An 18,591-nucleotide genomic window follows, 5' to 3' on the forward strand; every position below is an offset into this window, starting at 1 on the left:
GAGGAGCGTGGCCACCTCGGCGATCTTCCGGCCGGAGGTGACCAGATCGAGGACACGGCGGCGGAACTCGGGCGGATAGCTGCGGGGCATAACGGCCCTCCGGAGGCCGACGGGTAGTCAATTCTCCAGCATCCCGGCCCTATTGAACCCGGGGCATACCACTCTATGCGTTGACTCCAGCCGCCGGTTGGGGCTGGTGTTGAGCGTAGTGGTTGGTCTCGTGTTCGTGGGGTGGGATGTCCCCGATCGCGCTGTGGAGGCGCTGGTTGTTGAACCAGTCGACCCATTCCGCAGTGCCGAGTTCGACGTCGGCGAGGCCGTGCCAGGGCCGACGAGGCTTGATCAGCTCTGTTTTGTAGAGGCCAATCTGGGACTCCATGAGCGCGTTGTCCAGGGCGTCGCCGACGGTGCCGATCGAGGCGTCGATGCTGGCTTCAAGGAGGTGTGCGGTGAACGCGAAAGACGTGTATTGACTGCCCGCGTCCGAATGATGAACCAGCCCTGGTCCGGCCGGCGTGCCAGCGCGGTCGCGTCGCCATAGGGCCATGTCGAGGGCGTCGAGGACGAGTTTGGCCCGCTTGCTGGTGGCAGCGGACCAGCCGACGATCGCCCGGGAGAAGACGTCCACGACGAACGCGACGTAGACGATCCCCGACCAGGTGGCGACATAGGTGAAGTCCGCGACCCACCTCTCGTTCGGCCTGGACGCGGTGAAGTTGCGTTTCAGCAGGTCAGCCGCCCGCTCATGCCCGTCGTCCTGGACGGTCGTGCGGATCTTCCTGCCTCGTCGGGCGCCCTGAAGGCCGAGGTCGCGCATCAGCCGGGCGACCGTGCAGCGGGCCACGGCTATGCCCTCGCGCTGCAGCTGGCGCCATACCTTCCGGACTCCGTAGACGCCGAAGTTGTCGGCGTGGACGCGGCTGATCTGCGTCTTCAGCTCGGCGTCGCGCACCGCTCTGGCACTGGGCGTGCGCTTCTTGGCGGCGTAGTAGGTGCTCGTTGCGATCTTCAGTCCGTGGCTGGCCAGGACATGGCAGATCGGCTCGACCCCGAACACCTGCCGGTGCGCGTCGATGAACGCTACGAGCGCTTCGACGGCCGGTCGAGCTCGGCCGCGAAGAAAGCCGACGCGGCCTTCAAGATCTCGTTCGCCCGCCGCAGTTCGGCGTTCTCGGCCTTCAGCCGCTTGATCTCCGCGGCCTCCTCCGAGGTGGTTCCGGGTCGCTGGCCAGCGTCAACCTCGGCCTTGCGGACCCAGCTACGCACCGTCTCCGCCGTGCCTATGCCCAGCTTCGCGGCAACCGCCTTCATTGCGGCCCACTCGGTCGGATAGTTCGGACGGACCTCCGCGACCATGCGCACCGCACGCTCACGAAGCTCAGCAGGGTAGGGGGACGGACGTGCCATGACTGCAGTCATTGCGGTTGCCGGGCAGCGGCCGGCCGACAGCGACCACGAGTCGGGTGTCGGCCTCGACGACGACTTGTTGGTTGGTCGAGTACCGGTAGTTTTTCGACTGCTCGGCGATGGTGTGGTCGCGGGTCGGGACCAGGGTTCCGTCCACGATCAGTACGGTGTCCTTGCGGAACAGCTTGCGCGGCAGGAGCGCGAGCGACGGGCCGAGATGGTTGATGATGCGGTCAGCTGCAGACTTCGAGACGCCGAACAGCGGAGCGAGCTGCCGCAAGGTTAGATTCGTTCGCCAGTACGCAGCCACCAACAACACCCGGTCCTCCAGCCGCAGGCTCCACGGCCGGCCCTTGCGGACCGGATCCGCGCCCTCTCGCCGTAGCGCAGTTGAGCAGCTTGCCGAACTGACGTGGGCTCAGCCCGGTGAATGGGGCTATCCAGGACGGCTCGGACGCCGTGATCACACCAGGCATAGCGAGATCGTCTCAAAGATCGATGCTGTGGAACGATGATCGGCATGGCAGGTCAGGTCTGGGTGTCACTCATATCGTTGGGCGGCGTTGTCCTCGGCGGCGTGTTGTCCTACCTCGTTCAGCACAGGACTCAGCAATCAGCGGAACGTGCTGAACAGCAACGGCAGCGGATCGCGTTGTCGGAGACCCGACGCGCGGAACGGCTGGCGCTGCTGGAGCGGTTCATCGAGGTATCAGCAGAGGCGGAACGCTGCGCCTACACCCGGCCGTCCGAGTGGGATGACACCGATGACTGGTACCTCACGACCCGGGACGTCATGTACAGGTTGTGGGTCGCGGATCGACTCCTCCGCATCCAGTTCCCTCTGACCGTGCATGACGCCGCACACGCGCACTTTCTCGACCTCAACAGGACGGTGTGGCACGGCTTGCCCGACGGTGAGAGCGTGCGGGACTACCTGGAGGGCAACCGGTCGGCGTTTCTCGACGCGGCCCGCGAGGTCATGGGGTAGCGCACCGCTGACTCCCGGAGATCCTTTGCGGGCCAGCCCTTAGGCGAGTGGTTGGTGAACGAGATTTCGGTGTGTTCAGGTTTCGGTCCGCAGATGGACACTGGGTACCAGTAGGCCCGACCGGCAAGAAGTTGCTGCCGCTGACCGTTAAGGCGAGACAACCCTTGGATGATCAAGTAGGAAGCAGCAGTCCCTTTTTGTTCAGTAGATTCACGCACTGCTGATATTTGTCCAAAAAGTTGTCACTGGCTGACGTTAGGTCATCCAATGCTTTTCGGTAACGAATAGGGTCAGTTCTCTTCCATTCTGGCGGAATTTCTGTGTACCTATTGGAGTGATGAGAGGGCCCCGACGGGGGAAACATTCCCGTCAACTCTTCGCACAGAGCATTAAGTGCTTTCACCAGCGCCTCATGGACAGCGGCCACATCGGGATCGAGGAAATCGACGATGTCATCAGCGACCTTCTGCTGCGCCCTGAATGCAGCTTCGCTAACCCAGGCTGGGACTCGATGCATGGAGACATTTTTCTGCGCCTTGAGCCATGGAGCGTCCACGGGGATCGCCGCAATGATTCGAGCAGCCTTAATTCGGTCCAGAGCCTGAGTCTGATTTATGGGTGCTACCCCAGGGCCACCCATCGCTGCCCAGCCCGCGGCCAGTAGACGCTGCAATTCTCCTCTCGATAGCCAGTGCGTCCCATCACCCACCCGAAGGGGTACGGAAACAGACATCTCGTTCGGATTTCCCCTGCCGCCGCTAGGTCCAGGAACCGCGAACGGTCTTGACGTGACCGGCTGAGCCGGAATTTCTATGCACAGTACGCCCTTCTGGTTTTCGCAGGCGATCCATTCGACCCGAAAGTCTCGTACGGTAGGGACGATGCGCTCGTAGATCAATTTCCGATGTCGATCAAGGTCAACTAGAGAGCGAGGAATCGGCCGAAGCTCCGAAATTATCTCGCCATCGTGATCTGGGACGGTCTTGAAGCCGACGATCAACAGGCCGCCTCCTGCAGCGTTCGCGAATGCAGCAACATCTTTGGCTAGTTCCTCGGCTCCTGCTGGATTTACGAACTGATAGGGCCCACTTTTTACGTCCAGCCAATCACACTCCCGCAACCCCAACAGTTCATCGAACTTGTGATCACGTAGCGCCTGCCGCGCTTCTCCGATGCTCTTCGCCACCATGCCCATCAGTATCCGGCATGTAGCGATCTGCCCGCAGATAGTTACTTGGGTAAAATTGGGCCCGACCGGCAAGAAGTTGCTGCCCTTGATGGTCAAGAACGCAGGTCCGACGCTGGCTTCGAGTGGTCACGAGCACTGAGGTGAGCGAGGCACTCGATCGGACGGTTGAGGCGCTGGCGGGGGTGAGCGAGGAGGAAGTGGCCTCTACCCTGGCTGCAGTTGGTGCTTCGGGCCCTCGTCCGTCGGTGTCCTCGATGCCCTCTCAAACGCCGTTGCCGGGCCGTGGAAGTAACCCCGCACATCGTTTCCGAGGTGGAGTGGGTGCGAGGGGCCTGCTAGCTTGCGTGACTGCTCGGCCCCGAGTTCCCTTACAGGCCGGAGGGCTCGTAGGTGCGCAGTGGCAGGCAGGGGCGCGATTGGATCTGTAGGGCCCCCAAGACAGGCGCCCGCCCATCCAGAGTCGTCAGAACTTGCGTATAAGCCCAAGTGGTGGAATCCTGGAAGGCTTTGATCGCCAAGCGTGGCCCTGGGGGGAGCATCATGATGGCGTCGCTGGCCAACGCCGGACAGGACGATGAAAAGAAGGTCGCCTGGCTGGCGGCACGTTCGTCCAACTTCGGTCACTTGATCAGGTACGAGCCTTTGCTGGTGACGCTCGGCTGTGCCGCGGAGTCATACGTCCACACCGATCCCCACTCGGCCATGGTGAAGGCCCGTCTCTTCGGCGAGGTCATGACCCGGCACCTGGTCACGCTCCTCGGCATCACCGTGCCGGGGCCCCGGCAGGTGGACCGGATCAACGCCCTTACCAAGGCGGGTGTTCTCGTCCCGCAGGTGCGTGCCTGGTTCGAGACGATCCGCATGACGGGCAACCGGGCGGTCCACGAGTACTACGCCAACGTCCGTGAAGCACTCCAGTCCGTGGAGATGTGCTTCCGTCTCGGCGACTGGCTGCACCGTTCCCTCGACCAGTCCGACACCACCCACCGGGTCTTCCTGGCGCCCGCTCCTCCTTCCGCTGCACCCGCGCCTGCGACCGTCGCCGACCAGCACGAGCTGGAGCAACTGCGCGCCGAGCTCGACGCCTACCACCGTCGGCTGGAGGAGGCCCGGCTCCGCTACGACGGCAAGCAGAGCCGCCTGGAGCGCGAGCGGGCCGCCCGCGAGCAGGCCGAGGCAGAACTTGCCCGTGCGGAGGACGAGCGGGCCGCGCTGCACGACCTGATCGCCGAACTGAGCGAGAAGATCACCGAACTGACGACTCCGGCCCTGGAGTCCCGTTCGGCCGCCCGCCCGCTGGACGGGGCCTCCCAGCGTGACGAGTTCATCACACACGCCCAGAAGGCCGCCCGTCCGCCAATGAGTGAAGCGCAGGTCCGTGCCGAACTTGACCGCATCCTGGAGAAGGCGGGCTGGACGGTCCAGGACGAGAAGGCCAAGAACCTTTTCGCGGGCCGTGGCGTCGCCGTCCGTGAGGTCTCCACCGCCGTCGGCCGCGCCGACTACCTCCTCTACGTCGACCAGCGCCTGGTAGGAGTCATAGAGGCCAAGCGGGAGGGCGGCGACCTGGAGGCCGCTATGCAGCAGGCTGCCCGCTACGCCACCGGGCTCACCCGCAGCCAGCAGCTCAGCGCCTGGCGCGCCAGCCTGCCCTTCCGCTACGTCGCCGACGGCAACACCGTCCGCTTCCACAACGACCTTGACCCCTCCCCGCGCACCCGTGACGTCTTCGCCGTGCACCGCCCGGAGACGATCGCGCGCTGGATCGAGGAGGCCGACGTCGACCCCACCGCGCCGACCCTGCGCGCCCGGATGCGCCGCCTGCCGCAGACTTTCCTGGACCCGGAGGACCTGCGCCCGGCTCAGGTGAAGGCGATCAACGGCCTTGAGCGCTCCCTGGCCAAGGACGACCCGCGCGCCCTGATCCAGATGGCCACCGGCGCTGGCAAGACCTACACCGTGGTCAGCGAGAGCTACCGGCTGCTCAAGCACGCCGGCGCCAAGCGCATCCTCTTCCTCGTCGACCGCAACAACCTCGGCAGCCAGGCCGCCACCGAGTTCGAGAACTTCGACACCCCGGACGACGGCCGCAAGTTCACCGAGTTGTACGTCGTGCAGCGCCTCGCGGGCGACACCGTCCTCGGCTCCGCGCACGTCGTGGTGTCCACGGTGCAGCGGCTGTGGCTCGCGTTGACGGGCCAGGCGGTACCGAGCGCCGACGACGACAATGAGGCCCTGGACCGCTACGACCTCGTCGACGAGCCTGTGACGGTCGGTTACAACCCGGGCCTGCCGCCGGAGTCCTTCGACCTGATCGTCGTCGACGAGTGCCACCGCTCCATCTATGGCAAGTGGCGCGCGGTCCTGCAGTACTTCGACGCCCACCTGGTCGGCCTCACCGCCACCCCGGTCAAGCAGACCTTCGGCTTCTTCTTCCAGAACCTGGTCAGCGAGTACCCGTACGAGCAGGCCGTCGCCGACGGAGTCAACGTCGACTTCGACGTCTTCCGCATCCGTACGGAGCTGGGCGAGAACGGCGGCACGATCCCCGCCGAGACGGTCGTGCCGATGCGGGAGCGGAAGACCCGGCGGGAGCGTTACCAGGAGTTGGAGGAGGACCTGGAGTGGAAGGCGTCCCAGCTGGGCCGCCAGGTCATCAGCAAGGGGCAGTTGAAGCTCGTCGTCGAGACCTTCCGCAAGCACCTGTTCACCGACATCTTCGCGCCGGTGGGGGAGGGCGACGTCCAGCGGGCGCGCACGCACGTGCCCAAGACGCTGATCTTCGCCGTGGACGACAACCACGCCGACGAGATCGTCCAGACGGTACGGCAGGTCTTCGGTGAGGGCGACGACTTCTGCATGAAGATCACGCACGCGGCGAAGCGCCCGGCGGAACTGATCAAGGCGTTCCGCAACAGCCCCGAGCTGCGGATCGCGGTCACCGTGGACATGATCGCCACCGGGACCGACATCCCGCCGCTGGAGTGCGTGTTCTTCCTGCGGGACGTCAAGAGCTGGGCCTACTTCGAGCAGATGAAGGGGCGCGGCTCGCGCACCGTGGACCCGGCGGAGTTCCAGGCGGTCACGCCGGACGCCGAGGTCAAGGAGCGGTTCGTGATCGTCGACGCGGTCGGCGTCACGGACTCGCCCCGCGTGGACGCGCGTCCGCTTAACCGCGTCTCCGAACGGAAGATTCCACTGGAGCGGCTGATGGCCAAGACGGCCGGTCTGGCGATGACGGAGGACGAGGTCGCCACCCTGGCCGGCCGCCTGGCCCGGCTCGCCCGGCAGCTCACCCCCGAGGAGCACGAGGAGATCGAGGAACTCGCTGGCCAGCCGCTCCAGAAGATCGTCGGCGAGCTGGTCCGGTCCGTCGACCCCGACCAGCAGGAGCGGGCCCGGCGCATCGGCGGCGAGAAGCAGGTCCGGCAGGACATGCTCGACGCGCTGAAGCCGCTCGCCTCCAACGGCGAACTGCGCGACCGCCTGCTGTCGATGCGCCGCGCCCACGACATCGTCATCGACGAGGTCAGCGTGGACGAGCTGAAGGAGGCGCGCGGCATCACCGCGGAGGAACTGGCCATCCGCCGCGTGTCGTCCTGGCAGCAGTACCTGAAGGACCACCGGGACGAGATCGCCGCGCTCAGCCTCGCCTTCGGCGAGCGGCGCGACCCGAAGGAGGTCTACCAGCGCCTGCGCGACCTGGCACGGAAGATCGAGCGCCCCCCGTTCCAGTGGACCCCGGCGAGGCTGTACGACGCGTACGTGCAGCTGGGCAAGGCGTCCCAGCACCCGCGGGGCGCGGCCGGCGTGGTGGACCTGATCGGCCTGCTCCGCTTCGAGCTGGGGCTGGACCAGGAAGTACGGCCGTACCGGGCGCTGGTCGAGGAACGGTACGCGGCCTGGCGGGTTCGGCAGGAGCAGGTGGGGGCGGTGTTCACGCCGGACCAGGTGTGGTGGCTGGACCGGATCGTCGACGTGATAGCGACGGATGCGGCGATCGAGCCCGACCACTTGAAGGACGTACCCTTCATCGAGCGCGGGGGCGTGGACGGTTTCCTGCGGGACTTCGGGGCCGACCGGGGGGCTGAAATTCTGGACGAACTGGGACGGGAGTTGGGCGCGTGAGCGAGGGTATCGATGGCCCCTGGGAGTTGCCGAGGGGCTGGGCGTGGGCGTCCTTTGCGGACGTAGCGCGTGTGGCGAGCAACCTCGTGTCGCCGTTCGACTACTCCAATCTGCCGCATATCGCGCCGAACCACATCGAGTCGGAGACGGGACGTCTCCTTCCGTTCTCGACGGTAGCGGAGGACGGGGTCAAAAGTCCGAAGCACTTGTTTACTTCCGGGCATATCCTTTACTCCAAGATTCGGCCTTACCTCGCCAAGGTGGTGATGGCGAAGTTCAACGGCCTATGCAGCGCAGACATGTATCCGATTGCTACGGAACTAGATCCGGGCTACCTTACCCTTTGGCTGCGTAGCCCCGCATTCACTGGTCTGGCCGCCAACCATCAAGGCCGTTCTGTCCTGCCTAAAATCAACCAGGAGGCTTTGGTGAAGCTTCCTGTTCCTGTGCCTCCGCTGGAGGAGCAGCGGCGCATCGTTGCTGCGCTCGAAGAGCAACTGTCACGGCTCGACGCGGCCACCGGTAACGCGTTCAGTGCCATGAGGGCGGCGGAAATACTGATTCACTCCATCAAGGCGCGCGCCGTTCGCGATCTGGCAAACCGATTTCCGTCTGCCACCCTCGGGGAAGAGATCAGAGAGCCGCTGCGCAACGGTCATTCTGCGCGGGCTGCGGCAGATGGAACGATTCGGACGTTGACTCTTACTGCAGTTACCAAGGGCCTGTTCGATGATGCCCACACGAAGCTGACGGCGGCTGACCCGGCGCGGGTTGCCAAGCTTTGGTTGAAGCCTGGAGACATCTTCATTCAGCGTTCCAACACCCCGGAGCTTGTGGGTACTTCCGCTCTTTACGAGGGTCCGGAGGACTGGGCAATTTTCCCTGACCTATTGATCCGTGTCAGGACTTCCGACCGGCTTGATCCGCAGTTCGCTCACCTGGTGCTGAGTGCACCACAAACACGTCATTACTACCGCTCCCAGGCCAAGGGACTGGCGGGATCGATGCCGAAGATCGATCAGGAGACGATTCTCGGCACCCGTATTCCGCTCCCTGACCTGGAGGTCCAGCGGCAGACAGTCCAGGCTGTCGCCCAAGTGATTGAGCGAGCCAGGCACGCCACCACAACCGCCGAGGCGTACCGCGCGAAATCCTCAGCCTTGCGCCGCTCTCTGCTTGCCGAAGCCTTCACCGGTCGGTTGATTCCCCAGGACGGCACCGACGAGCCCGCCGATGCCGTGCTCGACCGCATCCGCGCCGAGCGTGAGGTGGCCGGGGCGACCAAGTCCCGGCGTCAGAGTCTCCGCCGGGCACCCGCCCAGCGCAGGCGCACCCCGGACACCGCGCCCGCGCCGGACGTGCCCCCGCCGCCCCCGGCCGACGCTCCCGCCCTCGCCACCGCCACCCAGCCCACCCTTGACCTGGAGATCCCCTCGTGACCACGACTGAGGCCCGTCGGCTCGTCGACAAGCTCTGGAGCTACTGCCACGTCCTGCGTGACGACGGCGTCTCTACCATCGACTACGTCGAGCAGCTGACGCTCCTGGTATTTCTCAAGATGGCGTACGAGGCGCAGTCCCGCCCCCCGATGTTCCGCGAGCAGATCATGCCCGAGGGGTCGGTCTGGGAGGGCCGTGGTTGGCCCGAGCTGCTGAAGAACGATGGTGCCGCGCTCGAGACCGCCTACGCCGAACTCCTCGAAGACCTCGGCAACCAGCGCAAGGACACCACCTTCCACCTGATCTTCAACGGGGCGCGTAACCGCATCCACGACCCCGCGAAGCTCAAGCGCCTGGTCAAGGACCTGATCGACAAGGAGAACTGGTCGGGCCAGAATACCGACATCAAGGGCGACGCCTACGAGGAACTGCTGTCCCGTGGCGCGGAGGACATCAAGTCGGGCGCGGGCCAGTACTTCACCCCGCGCCCGCTGATCCAGGCCATCATCGACTGCGTCCGCCCGACCCCGGACGACACAATCACCGACCCCGCCTGCGGAACCGGCGGCTTCCTGCTGGCCGCCGCCGAGTACATCCTCCACGAGTATGGCAACCAGCTCACCCCCGAGCAGCGCAAGCACCTCAGCAGCGGCGGCATCTGGGGTACTGAGCTGGTCCGCAACACCGCGCGTCTCGCCGCGATGAACCTCTTCCTGCACGGCATCGGCCATCCCACCGGACCCGCCCTGGTCCGCACCCGGGACGCCCTCGCCGCCCCGCCCGACAAGCGCGCGAGCCTGGTTCTGGCTAATCCGCCCTTCGGTAAGAAGTCGTCCATCACCGTCTACGGTGACGACGGTTCCGCCGCCCGTGAGGCGATCGCCTACGAGCGGCGCGACTTCTGGGTCACCACGACCAACAAGCAGCTCAACTTCGTCCAGCACATCGCCTCGCTGTTGGAGATCTACGGCCGGGCGGCGGTCGTCGTCCCCGACAACGTGCTCTTCGAGGGCGGCGCGGGCGAGACTATCCGCCGGCGCCTGCTGAACGAGTACGACGTCCACACGCTGCTCCGCCTGCCCACCGGCATCTTCTACGCGGGCGGCGTGAAGGCCAACGTGTTGTTCTTCGAGCGCAAGCCGGCCCGCCCGAACCAACCGTGGACCGAGAAACTGTGGGTTTACGACTTTCGTACGGCCCAGCACTTCACGCTCAAGCAGAACCCGCTCACACGGGCCCACCTCGAAGACTTCGTTCAGTGCTTCCAGCCTGACGACCGCTCCAAGCGAGTGGAGTCGGAACGCTTCAAGGCGTTCACGTACGAGGAACTGGTCGCCCGCGACAAGGCGAACCTCGACATCACCTGGCTCCGCGACCCGAGCCTCGACGACGCCGACAACCTCCCCGCACCAGAGGTCCTGGCCGTCGAGATCGTCGAAGACCTCCAGGCCGCCCTGGAGGAGTTCGCCGCGATTGCAGAAACGCTCCAACAGACGCGGAGTAACGGAATGCCTGCACCGAACGCATCCGGAGACCCGAACCTGACCTACACTCCTCCCTCCGAGCGGATGACCAATTAGTGCCAACGCCGTTCCAGCGGACTCGGCCTGCCCGCCGAACTGTGCTACCAAACCCCGGCTGACCAGCCGCAACGAACCGCCCCGACGAACCCCCATCTCCCGGAGCCGTGGAACCCGGCGCCCATCCCATGCGGCAGCCGGGCCATCAGCGCACCCATGAGCAGAAACACCCAGCGCCAGGACGCAGAAACGGACCGCCAACCAGACTGATGAACCGCCATGCAAGATCGAGGTTAGCGGCTCCTGGAGAACCCTCTGTCTGGCAAAGCTGTTCGACCGAGGAGGGATACACGCCGCCCAGGCTTCCCATCGTGGCCGTCTTGTACGGTGGCATCGAAATGACATCGCCGTCCTGAAAGCAGGGTCAGCCACATTTTCAGCTCGCGGAAAGCCTACGACGCTATCTGATGTCCAAAGCGGAACAGTCGCAACGCAAGATAAGAGAAGGCTGGCGCTCACCGGGGACTGGATGAAGAGGATGGACTTGAGGAGGATGGCTTTGGAATCTCTAGCTTTACATGGTTGGAGGCATAGAGAACCAGCACAGTCCCCCACAAGACAGCCAAAGAAAAGAGCAATGCATATCGAAAGCTCCTAGCCAAAGCATCACTCAACGCCGATGCTTCCCTAATTAGCAGGAGGGAGCCGGCGAAAGTTGTTGGAGCGAGAACCAAAGCCAGGTGCGCTGCCGTCAGCCAGTGAATGTAATGCCAAGCTACAGGGATCGCCGCGGTTGTTAGGATCACAGCGCTCAAGATGGTGCGTCGCATCCACCGAATCGTGTGCGCAACCCTGAGCTTACCCTTGATTCGAATGCGCTTAGGACGCTCTGGGTGGAGCGAAGAAATAAATAGCAATTCCTTGCTTTCGTAGGCTTCCTCGGGCGGGGCAGCGAATGAGGCGCCCCTATCATCCTGAAATTCGAAACTCCCGAATTCTACGTTGGCGTCAGAGATGCGGAAGCTGATTTGGTTAATCTGTGCGTCTTGAAAGATTAGGACTTGCTCCAGGTTTCGAGCCTTTTTTCGCGCGATCTTAGGAGTGTCGCGCGAGTCCCTCTTTTGATCAAACTCGACGGGACGTCTCTCATTAAGTGTGATCGTGAAGGGCTCTTTTGTCGGAACAAGACAGTCAGTCATTAGAACCCAAAATTCCCCATATTGGAAGTATCGCCTCAACAGGCTCTTCGCTTTATCGCGTGCAACAGGGGAACCGACTTCAGCGATCCTGTCAACCTCGGATAGAAATACTTGAAGTTTCTTCAGGTGTGCGGGGATGCTTCTGTAAAGGTAGGCATGCCGCGCCCTGCTCTGGAAGTAGCCCAGCGATAGCAGCGGATTCTGGGTTGGATCGTAAAGATTTGGCGTCGAATACTTCCTGATTAGTTCTTTGATGGGGCACTGTTTGGGGTCAGCCCATTCCCTGGCCAGGGCATCCAACCTCTTTCCCCAGACATTTTCATTGCGGAGGTGTGCCCGAAGAACCTCCACATTCCTTCGCCTCCTGTACGTCGCACTGACAACGGACAGCCACCTCTTTGCGAAACCAGTGACCCCATTCGGCCCTTTATTGTCTAGCTCCCAACGACCGAGGTCCGAGTTGAAGATTGCAGTAAGGAATTCCTTGAACGGCTCATCTAGAACAAGAGGCCCCAAATTAATTTGCGAATCTGCTTCGATAATATCTCTAGCGAGCTTTACAATGTATCCCGCCTGGAGTTCGGCGCTCACCTTTCGATGCACTTGATATGTCGTCTCGCCTGCCACAATTAGCTCTAGGCCCACATTCGGACGTCTTCTTAGGCTGGTGATCGGCAGGCGGAGCCAGATTGCATCGGCGCCACCAGGAATCAGACCTTCCAATACCGCTTTTATGGGTCGCACATGAATGGACCTGGTTCTTTCCGACCACAAAGCACTGGAAAACTCGACACGTTCTACCGCACGGAGTCGCCAGTCGTGACGTTTATCGAAAAGACGGTAAACGACCTCCGGTCGTTCCGTCAGGTCCCATGGCTGGTTGGCTGGCGCGCCATGACGCGCTACCACCCGCCTACCCCTTCGAGGCATCCGGCCTCCTGTTCATCAGAGCTCAGCCGTTGGCTCATTGGTTCCCTTTACGCGGAATTCCCTGAAGGGACGGGCTCAATTGCCGCTGAAAATCACCCGTTCGTGGTCCATTGCACTCGTCCACTACGGTGAATGCTTGACAATTTGCGACATTGTAGTAAAATGTTGACTTTTTCGCCCGACTGATCTAAAATTAGTCAAATGAAACGCAAAAGCAGCCCCAGTGCGACGCGACAGGCGCTAGTGCGTCGCGGACAAGTTACATCGCTGCGATCAGTCGAATCTCCAAAGCCTCCTTTGAAAGGCAAGGTGTTGCCCATTTCGCAAGAGACAGATGAACAACTCAGAGAGAGGCTACTCAAAGATCTATGGCACCTTGCCGTAACGCCAACTGAAACCTCTCGAGAGACAGAAACTGGCGGACATTCTCGCCGAGGCGAAACGTTGGCAAATATGAGATTGTCACATATTCGCGGTGACAACTTCTGAGGCTAACCGCCGGCGGCCCCGCCAAGCGTGCGTCGTCTCTCGGGTGCGGAGTCTTCGGATCCTCAATTGATGGCAGCGCTGACGGTGACGAGCGGAGACGGAGACGGCACCCGGCAGCTTGTCGCGAAACTCATAAGCCCGTCATCGTGGCTGGCTCCCGTTGGCGGACTCCAAGATTTAACTTCCGCCCAGTGTTCCCACAGGGTGAACGGGTCGTGCCAGTCACGTGCCAGGACCGCTCATGGGTGCGCCCAAGCCCCGACAGCGTCCCTCCTCCGGTCAGCGCAGCAACTGACGTCAGAAGCCCCGCAAGCTGAGAGCTCCCTCTCTCGCTGAGACCGCCTGCTCCTGGGTACGGTCGTGCTCGTGTGTCCGGTGCGCGTTGGGTTGGTCACCCGAGGCTCGCATTGGTTGATCGCGCGACTAGGGGAGCTGGTACGGGCATGGCGGTTGACGCTGCTCGATCGGAAGAGGGGTTCACGTCGGTCAGGGCTACGCGGGTGATGAGTGCCGCGTGCCGGGCTGCGGGGCTCGATGACAGAGGCGCTGAGCTGATCCGGCTGGGAGAGAACGCGCTGTTCCGACTGGCCACGGCGCCGGTGATCGTTCGAGTGGCTCGGGGCGAACCGTGGTTGCCGAAGGCTCGTGTCGAGGTTGCTGTTGCCAGGTGGCTGGCCGCAGAGGGGTTTCCGGCGTCCCGACTCGTTGACGGCCTGGAACAGCCCTTCCTGATCGACGGCCACCCGGTGACCTTCTGGCGTCTCATTGTGGAGGGCGACCGTAAGGCCACGTACGGCGAACTGGGCGGCATCCTGAGGGACCTGCACTCTATGAGGGTGCCCGTGGGCCTTGAGCTGCCTGTGTTCGACCCCTTCGACAAGCAAGAGCTGCGGATCAATAGGGCACCGATCCCAGCTGATGACCGGGTCTTCCTCCGCAAGCGGTGGCATGAGCTGCGCGGCCAGTTCGAGGAGTTGGAGTTCGAGACTCCGAAGGGGCCTGTGCACGGGGATGCTCACGTGCAGAACCTCATGGTGAACGATCGGGATGAGGTGATCCTGATCGACTTCGAGGCCTTCTGCTTCGACCACCCGGAATGGGACCTGATGGTCACGGCGGTCGAGCATCACAGTCTTGGATGGCAGACCGATGAGCAGTACGCGGAGTTCGTGAGGGCGTACGGGCGGGACCTGCGCGACTGGCACGGCTACGACACGCTCCGGCGTCTTCAAGAATTCGGCATGACGACGTGGCTCATGCAGAACGTGCAGGAGAACGAGGAGACTACGGCCGAGTACCGCCGGCGCATCGCTGGCCTGCGTAGCGACGATGCGCCGCGGGATTGGCGTCCCTGGTAGCTGCTACTCGTCATCGTCGTCCAGGCGGGCGAGAGCTTCGCTCACCTGCTCGTTGAAGGCGACGACGTCGGGGTGAGTGGCGTGCGTGCTCACCTCTGCCTGGAAGTCGGTGACGTAGCGCTGGAAGCGTGAGGACTGGAGGGAATCACCGCCGTCCACGGCAAGGCTCGCGGTGGTCACGGCGGCTTCCAGCTCGCCGTTCAGTAGCTGGCTTTGGGCGAGCACCATCCGGCAGAAGCCCAACGTGCGGGCGTACTGAGGGTCGGTGCTGTCGACGGCGCGCTGCGCGTGCTCGACGGCTTCCCGGCGCATCTTCAGGTCCCGGAAGCAGTGGCAGAACTCGCCCAAGAGTTCTGCGTCATCGAAGTAGCTTAGCCATGCCGGGTCATCCGCGCTTTCGGCCCGCTCGAAGTGGCGTTCCGCTTGGTTCATCGCCTCGGCCGCTCCCGCCCGGTCGCCGGCGTTGGAGAGTGCGCGGGCCTCCATTGCCCAGTAGTTGGCCATGGCTCGTGGGGTGGCTCGGCCTTTGGCACCCTCAATGGCTGCGCGGGCAAGCTGGATGGCTTGGGCGTGCGCGCCCAAGTAGTTGGCCTGGTGACTGAGGTTGCCCAGGATGCGCGCCCCGAACATCCGGTCATCGATGACCTTGGACAGCCGCAGTGTGGACGTGAGGTAGCGGTGGGCAAGCCGGTGGTTACCGACGTCGTACGCGGTCCACGCGAGCAACTGGGAGACCTCGGCGGCGGCCCCGTAGAGCGCTGTGCCCACCTTCTCGCTGTAGCTCGCGTTCAGCAGGGGAAGGACCTCGTGACGGAAGTAGTGGCGTAATGCCTTGTGGCCGTGGCCGCCGCCGTACTTGAAGTCGAGCTGCATGAACATGGAGGCGGCATCCCGGATCGCGCGTACGTCGCGCATGCCGACTCGTTGATGCGCGGGCCTGTCGGCCTGGACGCCATCGGGCCGGTCGATCATCCATGACAGGACGGCTGTGCCTAGATCGGCGTCCGCAATGGTCAGTCGGTCTGAGACGGGCGTGTCGGCACCCTCCTGCGCAAGACCGTCAAGCGCCGACAGCACGCCGGGGACCGTGCTCGGGTAGCCGATCGGCTCGGGGGCGGCCGGCCGAGTGTGGTCGAAGAAGCCGAGATCGCCCGGCGTGATGCGGCGGCCCAGCTTGGCGCTGAGGACGTCGGCCATGATCGCTGCTGTCTCCGGTTTGATTCCGACGCCGTCTCGCCAGCGCTGCACAGCGACGTGTGTCGTTCCGAGAGGGATGCCTCGCTGGGCGGCAGCGTCCTTCATCCGCTTGGCCAGCCCCTTGTTAGAGACCTGCGCTTCGTCCATGACGGCGATCAACTGAGCGTTCGGTTCTCGGCTCATGCTCCCCTGCCAACCCGAGAATTACGGCGAGTGTTCATCGTGTCACAGCAGTGTCGCGGTTGGGGGGTTCATTGGTGAACCCCTCCGGGTTTGCCAGTGTTCACGTGAACCCCCCGATGAACGCTCCCGGCCAAGCCTGGCGCGCCGTTCACTGGTCAGCACAGTTCGGCGGGCCATAGGGCTCGCCGGTGCACGGGAGGGAACGCGGTGGAAGCGCGGCAGAGCAAACACACAGCGAACGCCCCGACGGTGGGCGCTTCGCACCGCTCGTGGTACGCCCCCTCCAGCGGCCACTTCCGGGCGCTGACGGTCTACGCAGAGGACCCGGACTGCGTGAAGGCCGCGCGGGACATGGTCGGCTCCTACCTCACGACCTGGAGCCTGGGGTACGTGGTCGATGACGCGAAGCTCGTCGTGTCGGAACTAGTGGGCAACGTCGTCCACCACGCCGTACCGGATGAGCGGCTGTCGATGCCCGGCGCGAAGAGGCGTATCGACCTGTGGCTGATCAACTGGCCGGGGCTGCTGGGGATCGGCGTCTTTGATGAGGACTCGAATCCTCCCGACCTTCCAGCGGGTGAGTTCCTCTCGCCGGATCTGGCTGGCGACTTCGTCGAAGCGCTCGTACCGGATCGGGGACGCGGACTGATGATCGTTCAGCGCCTGGCCGATGCGGTGTGGTGGTCGCCGGGACTCAAGGGTGCCGGCAAGTCAGTGTGGTGCCGGTTTGACCTTGATCGCGTCAGGGCCAACTGGTTCGAGTCCTCGGCCTGACAGACGCCGGGTCGCCACCCCTGCTCTGCTCCCTCGCGATCGGGAGCGGGGCGGCAGCCCGGTCACTGGCCGGAGCCTGACCACTCCGGCCGAAGGGGCGCGGTCTCTCGGACGGCCCGGGGGCTCCCCTCCCGAGCGAGAGTCCGCGCTTCACATCCCCATATAGGCCGGGCCACCCCGTCAGCCCTGGAAAGCGAAGGGTGGCCCGGCTGGGAACACGGCGGTTCCCGGTGCCTGATGGTACCGGGGCCGCCGTGTTGCGTTTCAGCCCTGGTCCAAGGAAGTTGATGATCCGTTACCTAGATCAGGGCAGAGGTGGGCAAGGTGACTGGCGCGGGTGAGGGCTGGCTGAACGATGGTCTCGACCTGCCGGGGGCGGACTCCGGTCTCTGGGTGTCCGGGGTGGACTACATTTCCGGTTGGCGTGAGGCGCGTGAGGCTGCCGACCGGCTGAACCGCGCACTCCTGGGTGCGGGGTTGGAGCTGTCCGCCGTGCGGGCCGTCGCGTCCACGAACGAGGAGGGGCGCGGGGTGGTGCGGTTGACGGGCTGGCCGGCCGTCGTGGACCGGCTCTCTGTGCTCCTGGAGGCACGCGCGGACAGCGATGGCGGTGCAGCATGAGGGGTGCTTCCGCTGGTGAAGTCTGCGTGAGGTCGGTGACTCCCCTGCTTGATGCCTCAGCCACAGACAGTCAGCCACGACGATGCCGTGCGGCGAACGAGCTGGCACGCGTGTGTCTCGGTCAGCCACCCACCGGCAGCAACCATGCTTCCGTGTTCGTGATCGTCGCTGCCGGTACGGCCCGAGACTCGGCACCGATGGTTGGTCGCCGCCTCGACTCCTTGGGGGTGCTGTGGGCGGGGGCACCAGCCGACCGGACGGGACCGGCGTCCACGCCGCACGCCCGGCCGGGACGGCTGGGCGCCCCGGCGCGCCGCAGGCGCGCCCTTGAGGAAGTGAAGGCTGTTTCGACCGATGCCGCATGCCGGTCAGGCGCGGGCGCCTCCTGCGGGCTGCTTGTCGGCGGTGATCCGGTAGGCGAGTTCGGCACGGTCCGCGCCGAAGCGGAGCTCTTCGAGGAACAGCGGGCGGTCGTCGGCTTCGTGCGCGACGCGGACAACGTGCAGGATCGGGGTCGCGTCCGGCAGCCGGAGGGCCGCCCGCTCGTCCGGCAGCGGCATGCGGGCGCGTACGGTCTCGGTCCACGACAGTTTGTGTCCGGCCTGGGTGAGCAGCCAGTAGATCGCGGCCGGGCGCTTGCACGGCTCCTCGACGAGCAGCGGGCTGCCCTCGGCGGTCGCGAAGGGGATCAGCGTGCGGTGCATGGCGCGCGTCCCGGTGCTGGGGTCGATGAGGAGCCGGTCGCAGCCGAACAGGGCTTCCTCCTCACCGAGGTGGAGGAGCCGGCCGGTGTTCTTCGTGGTGTGCGTGCGGTAGGTGCTGGGCTCCTCGGCTTCCTGCCAGGTGTCGCCGTTGGGCATGACGAACTTGCCCTCGGTGGTGTGGCTGATGCGCCGCTCGATGGTGAGCACGGGCTGTCCGCTGGAGCGTACGAAGCTGCCCTTGCCGTGGCGGACGTCGATCAGCCCTTCCGCTCGCAGTGCGGCGATGGCGTTGCGGACCGTGGGGCGGGAGACGCCGTAGCGGCCCATGAGCTGGGCTTCGGACGGCAACAGGGAGTCGGGCGGGAACTCGCCGGACAGGATCGCTTCTCGGATCGCTGCGGCCACCTGCTGGTAGAGGGCTCCGGGGCGCTGGATCTCCGTCATCTCGGCATCTCCGGGTTCAAG

The 18,591-nt window shown here is 64.3% G+C and carries 12 protein-coding genes and 1 pseudogene; 7 read left to right on the top strand and 6 right to left on the bottom strand.

Annotation, left to right across the window (positions count from 1 at the left end; translation table 11 throughout):
* Window positions 1–163: 163 nt before the first annotated feature.
* Window positions 164–1,407 (bottom strand): IS3 family transposase gene (locus ABZ876_RS16595; protein ID WP_361780702.1). Its coding sequence is split into 2 segments (ribosomal slippage): window positions 164–1,125 and window positions 1,125–1,407, totalling 1,245 coding nucleotides; the frame shifts between segments, so codons are not numbered across the junction.
* A gap of 7 nt (window positions 1,408–1,414) precedes the next feature.
* Window positions 1,415–1,883, bottom strand: a pseudogene (locus tag ABZ876_RS16600) (transposase family protein); the annotation flags it as partial.
* A 35-nt stretch (window positions 1,884–1,918) separates the two neighbouring features.
* Between ABZ876_RS16600 and ABZ876_RS16605 the strand changes: the two are divergent.
* Window positions 1,919–2,395, top strand: coding sequence for a hypothetical protein (locus tag ABZ876_RS16605; RefSeq protein WP_361780705.1), 477 nt, complete (start codon window positions 1,919–1,921; stop codon window positions 2,393–2,395).
* Between the two features lie 172 nt (window positions 2,396–2,567).
* Here the strand turns inward: ABZ876_RS16605 and ABZ876_RS16610 are convergent, their stop codons facing one another.
* Window positions 2,568–3,590, bottom strand: a complete 1,023-nt coding sequence (locus ABZ876_RS16610) for an RNA-binding domain-containing protein (RefSeq protein ID WP_361780708.1) — start codon at window positions 3,588–3,590, stop codon at window positions 2,568–2,570.
* A gap of 534 nt (window positions 3,591–4,124) precedes the next feature.
* Here ABZ876_RS16610 and ABZ876_RS16615 point away from each other — a divergent pair.
* The 3 genes from ABZ876_RS16615 (at window position 4,125) to ABZ876_RS16625 (ending at window position 10,731) form a co-directional block, all read left to right on the top strand.
* Window positions 4,125–7,712 carry a DEAD/DEAH box helicase family protein gene (locus ABZ876_RS16615; RefSeq protein ID WP_361780711.1) on the top strand — a complete coding sequence of 1,196 codons (3,588 nt, stop codon included), beginning with the start codon at window positions 4,125–4,127 and terminating at the stop codon, window positions 7,710–7,712.
* Between the two features lie 71 nt (window positions 7,713–7,783).
* Window positions 7,784–9,151 (top strand): restriction endonuclease subunit S, encoded by a 1,368-nt coding sequence (locus ABZ876_RS16620; RefSeq protein WP_361780714.1) that lies wholly within the window; start codon window positions 7,784–7,786, stop codon window positions 9,149–9,151.
* Window positions 9,148–10,731, top strand: a complete 1,584-nt coding sequence (locus ABZ876_RS16625; protein ID WP_361780717.1) for a class I SAM-dependent DNA methyltransferase — start codon at window positions 9,148–9,150, stop codon at window positions 10,729–10,731. Before ABZ876_RS16620 ends, ABZ876_RS16625 begins: the two co-directional genes overlap by 4 nt.
* A 455-nt stretch (window positions 10,732–11,186) precedes the next feature.
* Here ABZ876_RS16625 and ABZ876_RS16630 read toward each other — a convergent pair whose 3' ends face one another.
* Window positions 11,187–12,461 (bottom strand): hypothetical protein, encoded by a 1,275-nt coding sequence (locus ABZ876_RS16630; RefSeq protein ID WP_361780720.1) that lies wholly within the window; start codon window positions 12,459–12,461, stop codon window positions 11,187–11,189.
* Window positions 12,462–13,732: 1,271 nt separating this feature from the next.
* On the opposite strand from ABZ876_RS16630, the gene ABZ876_RS16635 reads away from it, so the two are divergent.
* On the top strand, window positions 13,733–14,647 hold the full coding sequence (locus ABZ876_RS16635) for an aminoglycoside phosphotransferase family protein (protein ID WP_361780723.1): 915 nt from the start codon (window positions 13,733–13,735) through the stop codon (window positions 14,645–14,647).
* Between the two features lie 3 nt (window positions 14,648–14,650).
* On the opposite strand, the gene ABZ876_RS16640 is transcribed toward ABZ876_RS16635, so the two are convergent.
* Entirely contained in the window at window positions 14,651–16,027 is a 1,377-nt protein-coding gene (locus ABZ876_RS16640; protein ID WP_361780726.1) for a sporulation protein, read from the bottom strand.
* A 207-nt stretch (window positions 16,028–16,234) separates the two neighbouring features.
* Between ABZ876_RS16640 and ABZ876_RS16645 the strand changes: the two genes are divergently transcribed.
* Both ABZ876_RS16645 and ABZ876_RS16650 read left to right on the top strand, forming a co-directional pair.
* The gene (locus ABZ876_RS16645) at window positions 16,235–16,801 is read left to right on the top strand and encodes an ATP-binding protein (protein ID WP_361780729.1); all 567 of its coding nucleotides are present in this window, start codon (window positions 16,235–16,237) and stop codon (window positions 16,799–16,801) included.
* Between the two features lie 324 nt (window positions 16,802–17,125).
* Window positions 17,126–17,422, top strand: coding sequence for a hypothetical protein (locus ABZ876_RS16650; protein ID WP_361780732.1), 297 nt, complete (start codon window positions 17,126–17,128; stop codon window positions 17,420–17,422).
* Between the two features lie 368 nt (window positions 17,423–17,790).
* Here the strand turns inward: ABZ876_RS16650 and ABZ876_RS16655 are convergent, their stop codons facing one another.
* Complete coding sequence (locus tag ABZ876_RS16655) at window positions 17,791–18,570, bottom strand: GntR family transcriptional regulator (RefSeq protein WP_361780735.1); 780 nt, start codon at window positions 18,568–18,570, stop codon at window positions 17,791–17,793.
* Window positions 18,571–18,591: the final 21 nt, after the last annotated feature.

Origin of the sequence: Streptomyces sp. NPDC046931, assembly GCF_040644655.1 — a bacterium.
In the GTDB taxonomy this organism is placed as follows: Bacteria; Actinomycetota; Actinomycetes; order Streptomycetales; family Streptomycetaceae; genus Streptomyces.